Annotated in this window: 14 protein-coding genes and 1 tRNA gene; 9 read left to right on the top strand and 6 right to left on the bottom strand. The window is 37.0% G+C overall.

Translation table 11 applies throughout. The features are described from left to right. Window positions 1-4 precede the first annotated feature (4 nt). From LK994_RS03915 to LK994_RS03905, 3 genes are read right to left on the bottom strand one after another with little or no spacing between them, the layout of a single operon-like run. Complete coding sequence (locus LK994_RS03915) at window positions 5-436, bottom strand: hypothetical protein (protein WP_229761578.1); 432 nt, start codon at window positions 434-436, stop codon at window positions 5-7. A 9-nt stretch (window positions 437-445) separates the two neighbouring features. Next, complete coding sequence (locus tag LK994_RS03910) at window positions 446-1,045, bottom strand: hypothetical protein (protein WP_229761577.1); 600 nt, start codon at window positions 1,043-1,045, stop codon at window positions 446-448. A 52-nt stretch (window positions 1,046-1,097) separates the two neighbouring features. Next, entirely contained in the window at window positions 1,098-1,652 is a 555-nt protein-coding gene (locus LK994_RS03905; RefSeq protein WP_229761576.1) for a hypothetical protein, read from the bottom strand. 281 nt (window positions 1,653-1,933) lie between these two features. On the opposite strand from LK994_RS03905, the gene pyrH reads away from it, so the two are divergent. The 5 genes from pyrH to LK994_RS03880 all read left to right on the top strand — a co-directional run bounded on the left by pyrH (window position 1,934) and on the right by LK994_RS03880 (window position 11,406). Continuing rightward, window positions 1,934-2,647, top strand: a complete 714-nt coding sequence (gene pyrH, locus LK994_RS03900; protein WP_229761575.1) for a UMP kinase — start codon at window positions 1,934-1,936, stop codon at window positions 2,645-2,647. A 46-nt stretch (window positions 2,648-2,693) separates the two neighbouring features. Further along, a complete protein-coding gene (locus tag LK994_RS03895; protein ID WP_229761574.1) occupies window positions 2,694-4,664 on the top strand; it encodes a hypothetical protein in 1,971 nt (656 codons plus the stop codon). A gap of 527 nt (window positions 4,665-5,191) precedes the next feature. Next, window positions 5,192-6,835: an NAD(P)-binding protein gene (locus LK994_RS03890; protein ID WP_229761573.1), complete on the top strand. Its 1,644-nt coding sequence runs from the start codon at window positions 5,192-5,194 to the stop codon at window positions 6,833-6,835. Further along, entirely contained in the window at window positions 6,828-10,403 is a 3,576-nt protein-coding gene (gene nifJ, locus LK994_RS03885; protein ID WP_229761572.1) for a pyruvate:ferredoxin (flavodoxin) oxidoreductase, read from the top strand. Before LK994_RS03890 ends, nifJ begins: the two co-directional genes overlap by 8 nt. Before the next feature lie 13 nt (window positions 10,404-10,416). Further along, window positions 10,417-11,406 (top strand): dihydroorotate dehydrogenase-like protein, encoded by a 990-nt coding sequence (locus tag LK994_RS03880; protein WP_229761571.1) that lies wholly within the window; start codon window positions 10,417-10,419, stop codon window positions 11,404-11,406. A gap of 52 nt (window positions 11,407-11,458) precedes the next feature. Here LK994_RS03880 and LK994_RS03875 read toward each other — a convergent pair whose 3' ends face one another. Together LK994_RS03875 and LK994_RS03870 are read right to left on the bottom strand one after the other, a co-directional pair. Further along, the gene (locus LK994_RS03875; protein WP_229761570.1) at window positions 11,459-11,893 is read right to left on the bottom strand and encodes a hypothetical protein; all 435 of its coding nucleotides are present in this window, start codon (window positions 11,891-11,893) and stop codon (window positions 11,459-11,461) included. A 229-nt stretch (window positions 11,894-12,122) separates the two neighbouring features. Continuing rightward, a tRNA-Arg gene (locus LK994_RS03870) sits at window positions 12,123-12,197 on the bottom strand. A 194-nt stretch (window positions 12,198-12,391) separates the two neighbouring features. Here LK994_RS03870 and LK994_RS03865 point away from each other — a divergent pair. Then, window positions 12,392-13,063: a tetratricopeptide repeat protein gene (locus tag LK994_RS03865; RefSeq protein WP_229761569.1), complete on the top strand. Its 672-nt coding sequence runs from the start codon at window positions 12,392-12,394 to the stop codon at window positions 13,061-13,063. Window positions 13,064-13,120: 57 nt separating this feature from the next. Here LK994_RS03865 and LK994_RS03860 read toward each other — a convergent pair whose 3' ends face one another. Further along, window positions 13,121-13,594, bottom strand: a complete 474-nt coding sequence (locus tag LK994_RS03860) for an SRPBCC family protein (protein ID WP_229761568.1) — start codon at window positions 13,592-13,594, stop codon at window positions 13,121-13,123. 76 nt (window positions 13,595-13,670) lie between these two features. Between LK994_RS03860 and LK994_RS03855 the strand changes: the two genes are divergently transcribed. The 3 genes from LK994_RS03855 (at window position 13,671) to recR (ending at window position 18,977) form a co-directional block, all read left to right on the top strand. Beyond that, a complete protein-coding gene (locus LK994_RS03855; RefSeq protein WP_229761567.1) occupies window positions 13,671-16,823 on the top strand; it encodes an ATP-dependent helicase in 3,153 nt (1,050 codons plus the stop codon). A 19-nt stretch (window positions 16,824-16,842) separates the two neighbouring features. After that, entirely contained in the window at window positions 16,843-18,231 is a 1,389-nt protein-coding gene (locus LK994_RS03850) for an Ig-like domain-containing protein (protein WP_229761566.1), read from the top strand. 122 nt (window positions 18,232-18,353) lie between these two features. Next, on the top strand, window positions 18,354-18,977 hold the full coding sequence (recR, locus tag LK994_RS03845) for a recombination mediator RecR (RefSeq protein ID WP_262907871.1): 624 nt from the start codon (window positions 18,354-18,356) through the stop codon (window positions 18,975-18,977). Window positions 18,978-18,987: the final 10 nt, after the last annotated feature.

Here is an 18,987-nt window from a genome sequence, read left to right as displayed (position 1 = left end):
TTTGCTACTTGATGTTGAACCTGTAAGTATTATATAAAATTGTAGCGGTATCTTTTTTTGTTGTGTCAGTCATTCCACTCATTAAATGATTTTTTCTTTTAAAAAATCTTATCTCTGTATATCCCTTTTGTTTGGCTTTATATATGTGTAATGTGTATGACATTCCTCCGGCCTCATCTGGATCACTGAATGCTTTACTCTCTGTAAATTCAAAGTTTTTTTCATCTATTTCACTCCAATAATCAAATTCTCTAAACCTATTATTTACACCTTGTCTTTCACTTTCTTCTAATGAGATAGTTTCGCCGATTTTAAGTTCGTTGATAATACTGTCTTTTGGTTGAACATGGTTTTTTAATTCTTTTTCCAATTTTTCGTAAGTTGTTAGTTTGCAAGCTGAAAATAAAATGAAACCACATATCAAAAAATATTTCATAAAATGGTATTATTTTATTTTTTCGATTTCTTCTATGTCTGCAGGGTAAACATTGTCTGCCATTTTCCATTTCCCCTTTTCTTTTACAAAAGGTACGATGCTCCACGCCCTGTCATTTTCTGTTGCACCTTCCCAAAGCTCTCCGCCGATTTTTAAAAATGCTTTATCGCCGGAGATCGTTACAATATATTTGTTTTGTGGAGATGTATACCATTTATAGGTGTACGAAATACTTTCCTGTCCTCCCGCCCATCTATCATAATCAAATCCCATAACAATTTCTTCTTCGGGATATTCTTTAAAATTTTTTTCTGCATTTTTGAAGTGCTCTCTTTCTGCTTTGATATAAGCTTCGCCAACATACGGCACATATTTTCGCAGATAAGCGAAATATCTTTCAGCTTCTTTCCATTGTATTTTATATGGAGGCCCGTTTTCTTTACCCTTTCCCTTGTATAATTCAAATGAATTGAATTTTTTTTCATTCTTCTGATAAAATTTAAGAAAGCTGAAAAAGAGCTGTTGTATGTTTTTTTGTTCGGCATTTAATTGTGCAGTACAAAAAAGAGAAGAGAGAATAAAAAAGCAGATCGTAAAAAAACGTTTCATTGTAAGGAAGGAGCAATATTTCAATTGCTCCTTTTATTAATGTTAAACAATTTTATCTTGCATATACTCCGTTGGGTGAAACCACACTTGCTGGTCCGCCGGTGATACCAACGGGAGGGATAATGATATTGATAACTTCTCCGTTAACTTTTAATACAGTTTTACCGCAACTCATTTCAACACCTTGCTGATAAAACGGCGGCATTGCCGAAGGCTCACGATTAATTAAATATGGAGCAGAAAGATCAGTCATCTCAACCTCAAAAGTGAAGCCACCCACTACACATTTTGAGTGTGCTGATTTTCCATCAGTTTTAATGTCAATTTGTGCATTCAGTACCGGAGCTTGTTCAAAAGGAGTTCCTGCAAAAATATTTGGTCCGAAATATGCACCAACAGCCGGGTTAGTACTAACAAAACCCATTACAGCAGGCATAGCATTAGGATCTGGTTGCCAAAGGATCATTCCGCTGGCGGCATTGCCTACAGGTGTATTTACCATGCGGCCCAGGTGTACAATTACATTTGGCATTTGCAGATCGGGGCTGGTTACAGCTACCAGGTCAACACCACCTTCCCAACTCATCCATTTAGAAACATTGCTCATACAATAAGTTTTTATGATAATTAATTTATCTAAAATACATCCAGGATTTCTTAAGTAAAATACCCGTGAGAGGGTATTTTATTTTGGATGTGAATAGGTTGCAAGTGCTAAAGATTATTCAACTTTTCGCTTTATAACTAAAAGAAATGCATTTTACAGAAATGTCATTTGCATTTATGTATGTAAACTGCTTTTTTGTAGTCAAAATTATTCAAGCCATCTAAAAGCTATATCTTCGCAATGAAATTTTTAATTCTTAATTTTTAATTCTTAATTATCCCATGCTTCCTAAATACAAACGAATCCTACTCAAATTATCAGGCGAATCTTTAATGGGTAATAAAAATTTTGGTCTTGACAGTGATGTGATAGCTCAATATGCAAAGGATATCAGATCTATAACAGACTTAGGAGTACAGGTGGCAATTGTGATCGGCGGCGGTAATATTTACAGAGGAATGAATGAGGCTGAAACCGGAATTGAAAGAGCTCAGGGAGATTATATGGGTATGCTGGCTACCGTAATTAATGGTATGGCTTTACAAAGCGGATTAGAAAAAGCCGGGGTTTACACTCGTTTACAAAGTGCTATAAAAATGGAACAAATTGCTGAGCCATATATCAGAAGAAGAGCTATGAGGCATTTGGAAAAAGGCAGAGTGGTTATTTTTGGAGCTGGTACAGGGAATCCTTATTTCACAACAGATACAGCTGGTTCATTAAGAGCCATTGAAATAAAAGCCGATGTTATTTTAAAAGGAACCAGAGTAGATGGTATTTACACTGCAGATCCTGAAAAAGATCCTGCTGCTACAAAATTCGGAAACATATCTTTTGCAGATTGCATCAGCAAAAATCTGAAAGTGATGGATATGACCGCATTTACACTTTGCATGGAAAATGAATTACCTATCATCGTATTCGATATGAATAAACCAGGGAATTTAATGCGTGTAGTAACAGGTGAAAGAGTAGGTACTTTAGTAAGAGGGTAATTCGGCAGTTTAAATCAATTAATTTTTTGAAAACACTATAGATAAAGTGACAAAGTTTACTTGTTTATTTTTTTCTTTTCTGTTGATAAGCGTTTGCGCTTTCTCTGCTGCACCAACTTTATCTGCTAATGCAATACAGCCGGTCTATCCAGGTACTACAAAACCTTATCTGAATATAATTTCGGGAAGTGGAAAAACATCTTATGTCAGTGGGGTGTTAAATGACCCTACAGATCCTGCCTCAGTTTTTGGTATTTATTTCACGATAACAGGCACATTTACTTCTGTATCTCTTACGAGCAGTAATGTCTTGGTAGTACCCAATGCAAATATTACATTTACAGAATCCGGTGGGATATATATATTAAAGATCAATCCTGCGATGGTTGGGCTTGATACTATTTCCATCGTTGCTACTAATGCAGGACAGAATTCATCCACATACAAAATTTCTTATGCTGTTTCAGCAGCATCATCTTTTCCAGATAAAACAATATGGCCAACGATGATGGCAGATGCTTCTGGTGCAGCCTCAATCGATAATGATTATATGTTTGTTTGTGATGACGAAACGAATGTGTTAAGGTTGTATAGCAGAAAATATTCAGGAATAGATCTATACAATATGGATATAACCTCTGCAGTGGGGGCTTCGGCAGAATGTGATCTGGAAGGGGCGTCCACCAGCGTAAAGTATAATACCGGTAAACGGATCTATTGGATAGGCTCATTAGGAAATAATAAAAGCGGTAAGCTGAAACCAGATAGAGATAGGGTAATAGCAACCGATGTTAGCGGAACAGGCGCAACCAGTACTTTAAGTGTGAGAACTTACTCTGCTAAATTCAGATCAGCATTAATTTCATGGGGAGACACCTGCTCGTGGAATTTTTCTGCGTCTTCAGCCGATGGCATCGAACCAAAAAGAATTGACGGATTTAATATAGAAGGGTTGACTGTAACGCATGGCGGTGACACCGGATATATTGGTTTCAGAGCTCCTTGCGTACCTATCAAAGGAACTATACCTAATTCATCAAACAGAAAATATGCTATTGTAGCTCCGGTCGCCAATTTTGAAACGTTGATGAATGGAACGGTAGTGCCTGTGACTACTACTCCTATAATAAAAGCGCCCATATTATTTGATCTGAATGGATTAGGCATAAGAAGCATCGAAAAAGTAGGAACCAATTTATATTTAATAGTTGCTGGCTTATATACGGGTGGCGGCACACCGGCTTTGTATTTGTGGGATGGGAAGATCCCTGCAAATCCAGGAATAAATCCTATAACCATAAATAGCACTTTTTCAAAACTTACAAAACTGGATTTACCCGGATATACGAATCTGGTTCAGGTATCTGTAGATGGAGTGGCAGAAGGGCATCCCGAAGCATTAGTGGCCGAACAGGTTGGCGAAATACTCTACATCCATGTAATTTGCGACAACGGGACAATTGATTATTACGGAAACAATACTGAGGCTAAATCTTTAGCGAATAATCAACACAAAAAATTTCGCTACGATAATTTTGTGTATGATATGACCAATTATGTAGCCAACTGTACCAATGCAAATATTCCGTTTATAACAAATACTACTTATGTTGCCGGTGATACATATCAATGGCAGGTAAATAGTGGTAGCGGATATACGGATGTTACTGATAATGCACTTTATTCCGGAGCCACAAACGACACATTACAATTAGCGAATGCACCAACCTCTATCTATGGGTATACCTACCGTTGCAAAATAACAAACGGAGCATCTGTCACCTATAGTAATGAATTTACATTGCAGTTTAAGGCTTATTGGAAAGGTACCGTAAGCAATGCCTGGGAAACACCTGCAAACTGGGGTTGCAATATTGTGCCGGATATTAATACAGACGTTTATATCAATCAAGGTACGCCGGTGCTAAGTTCCAACCGATCAATAAGGAGCCTGACTGTAAGGCCAACCGCCTCTGTAAAGGTCAATTCAGGCTATACATTAACAATTGTACACTAAAATCGAAAAAAACACACGTAGTTTTACGATAGCTTTTACTGGAAGTATTACGACTCCGGATGTAATTTCAGAAGCAAAAAGAAAGGGCAGTTTTGCTCTATTCTATCATAGTAATCAGATATATCTTTGTGTTAGAAGTTGATTGATACAGTTACAACAATATCAATCATACAATATCCAAAGATCCAGTTAAACCAAAAGTATTAAATCCAATTTTTACGAAAAAACCGTAACGAAATCCAATATCGATCAACTTCTATTTTTTCTTAAAATCCTAAAAACAAAAGCATTCGGCATCCTAACCAGATGCCTTTTTTTATTGCTGTAATCTTACTACAAAGATCCTGCCCGTATATTTCTATCTACTATAAATGTTGTAATGCAACTCATGCTTACGGAATATGATAGGAATCATTTGATTGATTGAATTCCGTCAGCCTCGATATTGAATTCAGTTTATAATTTGCTGAAGTTTAATTTCCTTATTCATAAGTAGGCTTGTTGCCTACTGTATCAAAATAATTATTATGTCTTTAACTGACATTACCAAGCCCGTCGACCTTTTAACGCATGCAGAAGGTACAGGTCCCAAACGTCTTCGTCAACCTGTATATGTTGACTTTATGCCTCCCTGCAATAGCGCTTGTCCTTCGGGTGAAAATATTCAGGGTTGGATGGCGCATGCCCAGGCCGGAGATTATTTCGAAGCTTTTCAAACACTGGTAGAAGATAATCCGTTTCCTGGAATCATGGGGAGGGTTTGTGTGAAACCATGCGAAACAGGTTGTAACAGAAATCATATCGATACAACAGTAAATATTCATGCTGTAGAAAGATATATCGGAGATGAGGCCATACAACAAGGATGGCCTATTCGCTATAAAGCTAAACCAACTGGTAAAAGGGTGTTGGTTGTTGGAGCAGGTCCAGGAGGTTTATCAGCCGCTTATCAATTAGCAAGAATGGGACATACGGTTGAAGTATTTGATGCCAATGATAATCCCGGAGGATTACTGTGGACAGGTGTTCCTGATTATCGGTTGCCTAAAGAAATTTTAGATGCAGAAGTGAATCGTATTGTAAAAATGGGGGTTACCATTCGTGTGAATTATAAAGTGCATGATGTATTGATGGAAAAGCAAGATGGCAACTTTGATGCTGTATATCTTTCTACCGGCGCACAGTTAATTCATCGGGAATCATTTCAAAATGATAACTCATTGTATGTAACGGATGCCTTTTCATTTTTTAAAGAAGTAAAATCTAACCCAACTATTTATGAAAGTAAAAAAGTAGTGGTATATGGAGGAGGTAAACTCTCTTTATACCTGTCTCGTATAATCAAAAGATTGGGTTCACAGGTGGCTGTATATTTTCATGGAGATAAAAAAATGATGCCGGCATATGATTACGAAACAGAAGATGCCTTGGCAGAAGGAGTAGATGTGCAATTGTTCAGACGCATCAGTAAAATAGAAAATAAAAAAGTAGTGCTGGAGCTAACAAAGGTGGAGAAGGGGAAAGTTGCAGGTACAAATGAATTTGAGATCACAGATGCTGATATAGTAATTATAGCAAATCAGCAGGAGTCTGATTCCGGCTACTTGCGTTCTGCCGGTAGCATTGTAACCAATACAGACGGAACTGTAGTTATTGATGCACAAAGGATGACTGGTTATGAAGGAATTTTTGCCGGAGGCGATATGCTACCAGGCGAAAACAGAAGCTCTACCATAGCAATAGGACACGGAAAAAAAGCGGCCAAATATATTAATGGCTATATAATGCAGGATCCCTATTTAAAACCCGAGAAGCATCCTACTGCCGGCTATAGAAAATTGCATATGTGGTATAAGACCGATGCGCCACAAAAAGAACAGGATAAACTTGCTCCTGATGTGGCAGTGCAAAGTTTTGAAGAAGTGATCGGCGGACTGTCAGAATCTGAAACAAGATTTGAAGCACAACGTTGTTTGAGTTGTGGTAATTGTTTTGAGTGTGATGGATGTTTTGGAGCTTGTCCCGAAGATGCAATTATTAAATTAGGTAAAGGCAACCGATACAAATTCAATTTAGATGCCTGCACCGGTTGTGCAGTATGTTATGAACAATGTCCTTGTCACGCTATAGAAATGATTAATGAACCAATTAATTCAACCAACAATGTCTGATAATAAAAATACTATCGCAACGATAGATGGAAATGAAGCTGCTGCCTATGTAGCATATCGTGTTAATGAAGTTTGTGCCATCTATCCCATCACTCCGTCGTCTACCATGGCAGAATTAGTAGATGAATGGTCTGCAAAAGGGATAAAAAATATCTGGGGAAATATACCCGATGTAATGGAAATGCAAAGTGAAGGAGGGGCTGCGGGCACAGTGCATGGTGCTTTGCAAACCGGCGCATTAACAACCACTTTTACGGCATCGCAGGGATTGATGCTGATGTTGCCAAATATGTATAAGATAGCCGGAGAATTAACGGCTACTGTATTTCATGTAGCGGCACGTTCATTAGCTACACAAGGTCTTTCAATTTTTGGAGATCATCAGGATGTAATGGCAGCAAGAACCACAGGCTTTGCATTGTTGAGTTCGGCAAGTGTGCAGGAAGCACATGATTTTGCATTGATAGCACAGGCGGCAACATTAAAATCCAGGATACCGATCGTGCATTTCTTTGATGGATTCCGTACTTCGCATGAAGTAAATAAATTGGAATTATTGACTGATGATCAGATAAGATCAATGGTACCCGATGATCTGGTAATTGCACATCGTAATAGAGGATTGAATCCAGAACATCCTTTTATAAGAGGTACTGCACAAAATCCGGATGTATATTTTCAGGGGAGAGAAACAGCAAATACTTTTTACAATAACATGTCAGGTATTGTAGAAGAAGCAATGATCGATTTTGAAAAGATGACCGGAAGAAAATATGAGCTCTTTCAATATACCGGTGCAGCAGATGCCGAACGTATTACAGTTGTAATGGGGTCCGGAGGAGAAACTGTTTCGGAAACCGTTGAAGCATTGAATGCCGCCGGTGAAAAAGTTGGTGTGATACAGGTTCGTTTATACAGACCATTTTCGCTGGAACATTTATTAAGAGTATTGCCAGAATCTGTGAAATCAATTGCAATACTCGATAGAACGAAAGAATCCGGTGCATCTGGAGAACCAATGTATCAGGACATATTATCCACTTTAGTAGACGCTCTGCAACAAGGAAAAATTAAAAAACTCCCTAAATTGATTGGTGGCAGATACGGACTATCTTCTAAGGAGTTTACCCCGGCGATGGTAAAAGCAGTGTATGATGAATTAAAGAAAGAACATCCTAAAAATAATTTTACAGTAGGGATCAATGATGATGTTACACATTTAAGTTTAACCTATGATCCTTCGTATAAATTAGATGAATCTGAATGGAGACAAGGTCTATTCTTTGGTTTGGGATCAGATGGAACTGTAGGCGCTAATAAAAATACTATTAAGATCATCGGAGAAAACACCAATTTGTATGCACAAGGTTATTTTGTATATGATTCAAAAAAATCCGGAGCAAGAACAGTATCACATTTAAGATTTGGTCCAAAACCTATTCGGGCACCTTATCTCATTACAAAAGCAGATTTCATTGCTTGTCATCAATTTAATTTTACAGAAAAAGTAGAGATGCTGGAATTTGCCGGCGAAGGCGCTACCTTTTTATTAAATAGTCCTTACAGTAAAGATGAAGTGTGGAGTAAACTGACAGGCCAGGTTCAAAAACTTATCATCGATAAGAAAATTAAATTTTATGTGATCGATGCTACAACCGTGGCAAGAGATACCGGAATGAAAGGCCGTATCAATACCATCATGCAAACCTGTTATTTTGCTTTGTCGGGTGTATTACCAAGAGAAGAAGCGATCAAACAGATTAAAAAAGCGATTGAAAAAACCTATTTCAAAAAAGGACAAAAAGTTATCGATCAGAATTTCTTAGCGGTAGATGCCACATTGGCTAATATGTATGAAGTGGATTATCCTGCACATGTTTCTGCAAAAGATCACAATCTGTTGACAGTATCTGATAAGGCTCCTGATTTTGTAAAACAAGTAACAGCCATGATGATGGCTGATCACGGAGATCAATTGGCCGTAAGCCAAATGCCTATTGATGGTACTTATCCAAGTGGTACAACACAGTGGGAAAAAAGAAATGTATCAGATATTGTAGCTCAGTGGGAGCCGGACCTTTGTATACAATGTGGTAACTGTGCGTATGTATGTCCTCATAGTGTGATAAGAGCTAAATTCTATCACAAAGACAATGTGAAAAAAGCGCCGGAAGGATTTAAATCTGCACCTATCAATGCCAGAGGTTTTCCGGAAACACTCTATTCATTACAGGTATATGTAGAAGATTGTACTGGCTGTAATTTGTGTGTGGAAGTTTGTCCTGCATCAGATCCGTCTAACCGTTCCCGTAAGGCGATCAATATGGGAGAAAAAGAACCGATACTAGAACAGGAAAAGACAAATATTGAATTCTTTGAAAATATAACCTGGAACGATCGATCTAAAATTGATTTCTCAACAGTACACGGAGCACAATTCCTTGAACCATTGTTTGAGTTTTCGGGAGCATGCGCCGGCTGTGGAGAAACTCCATATTTAAAATTATTATCCCAATTGTTTGGTGATAGATTACTGATCGCAAATGCTACGGGTTGTTCATCTATTTACGGAGGTAATCTGCCAACCACACCATGGTCGATGAATAAAGAAGGCAGAGGGCCGGCCTGGTCAAACTCATTGTTTGAAGATAATGCAGAGTTTGGATTGGGTATGCGTATTACTGCCGACAAGCAACTAGAAATTGCAAAACAATATTTATTGGAACTGAAAAGTGAGTTGGGAGAAAATGTTGTTAATGAAATATTGACTGCAAAACAAATTCATGAATCTGATCTGGCCGAACAGTTGCAAAGAGTTCAACTCTTGAAAAAGCAATTGGCTTCAATGACCTCATCGCCTGCAGCGCATTTGTTATCTGTAGCAGATCAATTGGTCCGCAGAAGTGTTTGGTTAGTAGGTGGTGATGGATGGGCTTACGATATCGGTTATGGAGGATTGGATCATGCATTGGCGAGTGGAAGAAATATCAATATACTGGTATTGGATACAGAAGTGTATTCAAATACAGGAGGACAAATGTCTAAATCAACACCAACAGCAGCAACAGCAAAATTTGCAGCCGGTGGTAAAACAGTAGGTAAAAAAGATCTGGCAATGCAGGCGATATCCTACGGTAACGTATATGTGGCGAGAGTAGCCTTTGGCGCTAATCCTCAACAAACATTATTGGCAATCAGAGAAGCAGAAGCGTATGATGGACCATCCTTGATATTGGCGTACAGTCATTGTATAGCACACGGATATGATCTGAAGAATGGATTGGATCAACAGCAAAAAGCTGTATCCAGTGGTCACTGGCCTTTATTGCGATACAATCCTATGTTAAGAAAGAAAAATCAAAATCCATTTGTACTAGATTCGCCGAGGCCAAAAATAGGATTGAAAGATTATGCATATAATGAACTTCGGTATAAAGTGTTGACAGTTACAAATCCGCAGGTAGCCGAAGAATTAATGTCGCATGCACAGGACCTGGTAAATCTTAAATGGAAGAATTATGAAGAACTGGCCACTAAAAAAGCAAGTGATTTTGTTCCGATAGCCTGATAAAATAAATGTTATGAAACTACAGACAAACTATATGGGGCTGGAGTTACGCTCCCCGATCGTGGTATCGGCCTGCACACTTTCTGAAAAAACAGAGAATATTGTGCAAATGGAAGATTTTGGTGCAGGTGCAGTTGTACTGTTTTCATTGTTCGAAGAGCAGATACGAAAAGAAGAAGCCTCTTACAGAGGCGTAATGTCGGAAACGAGTTATGCTTTTCCCGAAGCATTGGATTATTTTCCTGATCTGGATGAGTTTGATATTGGAACAGACGAATACCTTGAAAATATTCGTAAAGCAAAGGAAAGAGTTGATATTCCCGTTATTGCAAGTCTGAATGGAATTACCAATGAAGGATGGATTGATTATTCAAAGCAAATGGAACAAGCCGGTGCAGATGGAATAGAAGTGAATATTTTTTTCATTCCTGCGGATATTTCAATGCCATCTGCTGAAGTAGAGCAACGGTATCTCAGTATTATTGAGTCAATCAAACAAACGGTAAAGATTCCCATTGCTGTAAAACTAAATCCGTATTTCAGTGCCATGGGTAATATGTCTTTACAAATGAAGAATGCAGGAGCAGATGCCCTGGTTTTATTCAATCGGTTTTATCAACCGGATTTTGATATTAATGAACTCCTTATTAAAACCGATCTGCATTATAGTGAATCCAGTGAAATAAGGTTGCCATTACTTTGGATCGCATTATTGTATGGAAAAGTAAATTTGTCGTTGGCTGCCACAACTGGTGTGCAGGGATCTGTTGAAATAATTAAATATATTCTTGCCGGTGCCGATGTAGCAATGACCGCCTCTTCGTTGTATAAAAACGGGATACCTTATTTAAAAACAATGAATAGAGAACTGGAAGACTGGATGTACAAAATGAAGTTTGAGAGTATTGATTCGTTTAAGGGCATTATGAGCCAACAGCATATAGCAGACCCTACTGCATATGAAAGAGCTAACTATATAAAAATATTAGAAAGAGTAAAGTAGCATCTTACATTTATACAGCACATTTCTTTAAGTATACCATAACAGCTGTTTATTAAGGAATTTGATATCGAACAAGTGTTACCTGATAATCTGATCCTGAATAGTTACCTGATACAACCAGCGAAGAGCAATCCCATGAGGTTACGGTGGCATCAGTAATATTTACGATATTACCACCGGTGGCAACTGATATTTTATTGGTTGTTAGATTAAGATCCCATGTACCCCCGGAAGTACCTGTGCAAGAAGCACCCGTCTCTTCATAAATAGCAGTTTTGTCATTATATAATTGCAGGTTAGCGCTTTGTCTGCAGGGTGTCATATAAGTTGAGGTAACATCAGCTCCGCCAATCATTACCTTGGTTATTCTATAAAAACCGGTAATATCTTTTATAGAAATATAGCATTTGGTGGATTTGTCTTTTTTGCAAGAACTACTCATTAATGTAATAATGATAACAAGGGATGCCAGGAATATCCTTTTCATAAAGTTTTAATTATAGCGATAAGGTTTATTTGATGGATGAAGGTAATAAAGTTTGTATAGTAAAAAAAATGAACCTTTTTATTGAAGGCCTATAGTAATACTATCAGAGAAAACGTATTTATTTTTTATTTAATATATTTTATTAGGATCGAAGATTTACAGGATAAACCTCCTGTTTTTTAATAAAATCGTTTTAAATACTCAGTAAAGAAAGGATGGATTTGAAAACTGGTAGTCCCGACAAGAATCGAACTTGTATCTAAAGTTTAGGAAACTTCTATTCTATCCATTGAACTACGGGACCAGTTGAAATAAGAAATAAGGAATGAAAAACATTGAATAAGAAAGCGAAACATCCCAATTTCAGATTCAGGGTGCAAAAATAGCCATCCGGCACTAAGTTTCCAATTATAAGACGTTTCTGCCTCTTAAATTCGTAATTCGTAATTCATAAATCATAATTTCTAAGCCCTATCTTTGCACTCCAAATTTAAGTATATGAAGTGGTTGAATGTTTTTATTAAATACCGTTTATGGATAGGAATTGTACTGTTGGCATTGGCAATTTTTACCAATGTACAAGCAGGTTTCTGGCCATCATTTGTCTTATATCTTTTAGCTGTTATATTAATTGTTGGTCATTTTATTTTTGGCCCAATGCGTTTGATACAGTCTTACATGGAAGAAGGTGATCTGGAAGGGTCAAAAAAAGTATTGGCTTCGATATGGTTTCCGGGTTTATTAATAAAACCTATCCGTTCAGTTTATTATACTATTAAAGGTAACTTGGATATGGCTGCTCAAAATTTTGAAGGGGCAGAATCAAACCTTAAAAAAAGCCAGGAGCTGATGGGAAATAGCAGCTTGCTGGGTGCACAAATGAAGCAGGCTGAGGGTGCTAATAAATTACAATTAGGGATGTTAGCGATACAGAAAGGAAATATGAAAGAGGCGGAAACTTATATCCGTGGTGCTATCAGAAGTGGGTTGCCCGATAAAGAAAATGAAGCGGCTGCTTATTTACAATTGTCTTCTATCATGATCAATAAAAGAGAATTCAGAGCGGGAAAAGATTATTTCAGAAAGGCAAAAGGACTAAAACCAACTACGCCTCAAATTGCTGATCAGATCAAACAAATGGAAAAGTACATAAGCAGAATGCCGGGGTAAAATTGAACACCGATTGAACTTATTTTACTTATTATCACTTATTGAGAATCAGTGTCATTAGTGTTCCATCACACCAAATAATTCTTCCACTTTTTTATAGCGGAAGTCAAATATGTTTTTGAGTTGATGTTTTACAAGAATAGCATTGCCAATGTCTCCGATAAACCATAATGGCAACTTGTAATGTACAATATCCATCATCTCCACACCACCTTCAATTGCTTTAAAATGATGTTGATGATGCCATAAGCTATATGGGCCATAACGTTGTTCATCTATAAAAAATTTTTTATCATCTACCTGCGTAATTTCAGTCATCCAGTAAAGCGGAATACCGAGAACAGGCCTCACGGTATATTCGATGATCTGTCCGGCATACATTTTATCTCCATGATGTTTTGAGATGATCTCAAATCCAAGATTATCAGGAGTTATTTTTTTTAAATTATCAGGACTACTGAAAAAATCCCAAGCTGTATCTAAAGAAATGGGAATTTTTTGTATGGTTTTAATACTGTATACTTTGCTCATAATACGAACATAACAAAACATGAAAAGATTTGTTGTAAAATATATTGCTTTAGTTGCGAACGATTAACTTTGATAGATGCAGAATTACCGGGATATTTTATTGAATAAATTCACACAGGAATATGAAAGGCTTAATCCACAGCAACAAAAAGCTGTAGATACAATTGAAGGTCCGGTAATGGTAATTGCTGGTCCGGGTACTGGCAAAACCCAAATCCTGGCAGCACGTATCGGTAAAATATTATTGGAAACAGATGCCTTACCCGAAAATATTCTTTGTCTTACGTATACAGATGCAGGTACCATTGCTATGCGTAAACGTTTGGTGCAATTTATTGGTGCCGATGCATACAAAGTAAATATCTACACCTTTCATGCTTTTTGTAATGATGTGATACAGGATAATTTATCCTTGTTTGAAAAGAACAGTTTAGATGCGATATCAGAATTAGAAAGTATTGAATTATTCAAAACATTAATAGATAATTTTCCAAAAAATCATCCATTAAAACGATATAGGGGAGATGTTTATTTTGAAGTGAAGAATTTGAAGAATTTATTTTCTTCTATGAAAAGAGAAGGTTGGACACCTGAGTACATCAACCAAAAGATAGATGAATATATCAACGAACTGCCTGCAAGAGATGAATATATTGCCAAACGAGCAGTGAAGGAATTTAAAAAAGGAGATGTTCGTACAGATAAGATCGAAGAAGAGAAAGAAAAGATGGAAAAACTCAGAGCCGCTGTCAACGAGTTTGAAAATTATCAAACGCTCATGCGTAAACGAAATCGTTACGACTTTGATGATATGATCAATTGGGTGATACGGGTGTTTGAAGAAAATAAGATTGTATTAGCTAATTATCAGGAAAAATTTCAATACATACTAGTAGATGAATACCAGGATACAAGTGGTACGCAGAACAAGTTGGTTCAACTGCTGATCAACTACTGGGAAAAACCCAATGTGTTTGTGGTGGGAGATGATGATCAGAGTATCTATCGTTTTCAGGGAGCAAATGTAGAGAACATGCTGGAGTTTGCGAATGCCTATATCAAAGACCTGATAACAGTGGTACTTACGTCTAACTATAGAAGCACACAGCCTATCCTGGATGTTTCCAAAACGGTCATCAACAGGAACCAGGAAAGATTGATCAATAAGATCGATGGATTGACAAAGGATCTGCTGGCGGCGAACACTAAGATCAACGGATTAAAACATTTGCCGGTTATTGCAGAATATAATTCTGTAAAAGATGAAATGGCATCTACTACATTCAAGGTAGAAGCATTATTAGATCAACAGGTAGTTCCGGGAAAGATCGCTATCATCTATAAAGAGAATAAATATGGCGAGGAGTTGGCAAAATATTTCAGGCTAAAAAATTTGCCTGTTTACAGTAAGCGAAACATCAATATTTTAGAAAATCCGTTTATAAAAAAGATCATCAACCTGCTTCGGTATTTGAATGCTGAGCATGACATACCTTATGGTGGTGATGAAATGCTCTTTGAAATTTTACATTATGATTTTTATAATATTCCTCCAATTGAAATTGCAAAAATCACAGTAGAGACAAATCAAAAAAAATATAACGGAGAACTTACTTCCATCAGAAAATTGTTGAACGATAAGGCCAATAAGCCACCAACTGATCTATTTGATACCGGAATGAACGTGGGCTTAAAGAATATAAGTTCTATGCTGGAAAAACTGATAGGAGATGTGTCGAATGTTACATTACAACAGTTATTTGAAAATGTTGTTCAACATGCAGCAGTGTTGCCGTACATCATGAAAAGTAACAACAAGATAGAATTGATGCAATTGCTTACGGCGCTGTTTAATTTCATTAAAGAAGAAACCAGCAGGAATGCTGCTTTGGATTTAAAGGAGTTGATCAACATTATTGACCTGATGGAAAAAGAAGGGTTATCATTGCCATTGGTGCAGGTTGCCGGTAATGACAAAGGAGTAAACCTGCTTACAGCACACGGTTCTAAAGGATTAGAATTCGATCATGTTTTCTTTGTAGGTTGCAATGCAACAAGTTGGGAGAAAAAACGCAAGCCAGGTGGCGGGTATAAATTTCCGGACACCATGTTTTCATCACAGCCCAACTCTAGCGATGAAGAAGAATTGCGTCGGCTATTTTATGTAGCACTGACAAGGGCCGAAACAAATTTATACATCTCGTATGCAAAGTATAAAAATGATGGAAAAGAAATGGAGCCATCTATGTTTATCGCCGAAATTCTCGAACAACACCCTTTGCCAATAGAAAAAATAGCATTGTCTCCGGAACAATTAATGGATTTTGATCTGTTGCATTTTACGGCTCAGGCACCTGAGATAGAAAAGGCAGAGGAAGATTTTATCTCCGGCATTCTCGATAAATTCGTGATGAATGTTACTGCATTGAACAGTTATTTAAAATGCCCATTAGGATTTTATTATCAAAACCTTATCAGGATCCCTGCCGGTAAAAATGAAGCTACTGTATTTGGTAGTGCCATACACCATGCATTGGAGTGCCTTTTCAGAAAAATGCAGGATGGCAAAAAGGATACATTTCCTCCGGCAACAGAAGTTATTGCCGATTTTAACTGGTACATGAAAAGACATAGAGAAAATTTCACCAAAGAAGCATTTGAACGCAGAGTGGAATATGGGGACGAGGTGCTAAAAAATTATTACGATAAATATATTAATACATGGAATAAGGTGGTGGCAGTGGAACGTAATATTCGTGGTGTGGTGGTTAATGGAGTGCCAATTAAAGGAAAGCTAGATAAACTGGAATTTGATGGGAAAAATGTGAATGTGGTAGATTACAAGAGTGGAGATATTGATAAGGCTATTCCTAAATTAAAACCTCCGCACGACAAAGATCCCAATGGCGGCGATTATTGGAGGCAGGCGGTGTTTTACAAAATATTGGTAGATAATTATGGTCAAAAGGACTGGAAGGTGATAAGCACAGAATTTGATTTTGTAGAACCCGATAAAAAGAAGGAATACAGAAAAGAAAAGATCGTTATTAACCCCGAGGATATAGAAACCGTAAAACAACAACTTACAGCAGTGTGGGATAAAATTCAAAACAGAGATTTTTATACAGGATGTGGTAAGGAGGATTGCCATTGGTGTAATTTTGTAAAGGATAATAATATGGCAGTAGCTTTACACGAATTAAATGAAGAAGAACCCGAAGATGCATAATTTATATTTTTACAAGACTATGAAATCAGCTGTAAATACTTTTTATTTTTTACTTTTTATTTTTTCTGTTTTTTCTTTTGTAACGCTTGAATCGGGCTGTGCACAAATAGGGGCACCAACGGGTGGCCCAAAAGATTCTATTCCGCCAACACTTGTAAAAGCAATACCGGCACTTAATAGCACTAATGTAACTGATAATAAAATTGTATTGACTTTTGATGAATATGTAGATGTGAAAGATGTGTTGACCAATGTACTTGTATCACCATATCCCAGGATAAATCCGGTAATTGAGTTTAAATTAAAGACCGTAACTGTTAAGCTAAAAGACACATTACAACCTAATACAACTTATTCGATCGATTTTGGTAATGCTATCAGAGACAATAATGAAGGCAACCCCTATAAGAACTTCACCTATGTTTTTTCTACAGGAAGAACCATTGATACATTGCAATTAAGCGGTAAAGTCATCGTCGCTAATACAGGTAAAACAGACAGCACTTTTTTTGCTATGTTGTATAGGTCAATGGATGATTCTGCAGTTCAAAAAAGAAAACCCGATTATTTGGCAAAACTAAATGCAGAGGGTAAATTTTTATTTAAAAATCTTTCCGCAGGTGTATACAAACTGTATGCATTAAAAGATGGAGATGGCAGTAAAACCTATAATTCTACGGTAGAATCGTTTGCTTTTTTAAATGGAGCTGTTACAGTAAGCGGCATGGATAGTGCACAAACACTATATGCATTTGCTTTGGAGAAAGATACTAAACCAAATAATGCCGCTTCGGTTCCGGCAGAAAAGAAATTTAAATATATCACTTCATTAACCGGTAATATGCAAGAGCTTATTACTGATCTCGAATTAGATTTTTCACGACCGATCAAAAATCTCGATGCACAAAAAATTATTTTGACTGATACAAATTATAAACCATTAGTATATACAGTAGCGCCGGATAGCACTAACAAAAAGATTGTGATTAAAACAAAATGGAGTGCCGGCACCCGCTATATTCTGACACTTAATAAAGAGTCAGTTGCTGATTCAATGAATAATACCCTCGCTAAGTCTGATACCATCAAATTCAAAACAAAAGAAGAAGATGATTATGGAAGCTTGGTCCTTAGGTTTAAAAACCTTGTAACTGCCAATCATCCTGTTTTGCAATTTGTACAGGGTGACGAAATCAAAAAGTCACTTCCAATCACAACCGGGCAATGGAGCGATAAATTGTTTCCCCCAGGTGAGTATGAACTGCGTATTTTATACGACACCAATAATGATGGGTTATTTACACCTGGCAATTACACTCAAAAACTTCAGCCTGAAAAGGTGATTACACTTGATAAGAAATTGTCCATCAAGGCCAATTGGGATAACGAAAGAGAAATACAGCTTTAACGGAGAATTGATAAATGATAGTTGATAACGCTTTTAATTCAATTTCTTTTCTGGGTTAAAAAGTATTTTCAATGCGTAGGAATTATCATTAATCAATTCTCAACTATCAATTATATTTGCCCATGGTTTTTTCCTCCACACTTTTAGAAAATGCAGTTAATGAGTTTGCCAAGCTTCCGGGCATTGGAAAAAAAACAGCATTGCGTTTGGTGTTACATTTGATTAAGCAAGATGAGAATGATGTTGATGCTTTCAGTGAAGCCATTAGTCAAATGCGTAAAGAGATAAAATTCTGTCGCCGCTGTCATAATATTTCCGATACCGAATTATGTAATGTCTGCAATAATCCATCCCGTAAACAACAAATGTTGTGTGTGGTAGAAAATATAAGAGATGTGATCGCTATAGAAAGTACCCAACAATTCAACGGAACCTATCATGTATTAGGAGGTATTATTTCACCTTTAGATGGTGTGGGCCCGGAGCAATTAACAATAGATTCGTTGTTACAAAGAATCGAGAAAGAAGGTATCGAAGAAATAATCTTTGCATTGAATGCCAATATACAAGGCGATACAACTATTTATTACATAAGCAAAAAGCTAAAGAACATTCCTGTAAAAATAACTACTATTGCTCGTGGTATCGCTTTTGGCGGAGAACTGGAGTATGCAGATGAAATGACCCTGGCTAAAAGTATCAGCAACAGAATTGCTGTAGAAAATTACATTACATCGCAAAGCTGATCAATTTCAA

The organism is Ferruginibacter lapsinanis (assembly GCF_020783315.1).
GTDB lineage: Bacteria > Bacteroidota > Bacteroidia > Chitinophagales > Chitinophagaceae > Ferruginibacter > Ferruginibacter lapsinanis.
The sequence above is the reverse complement of the archived record's forward strand: the minus strand, read 5'-3'. Positions and strand labels throughout refer to the sequence as shown.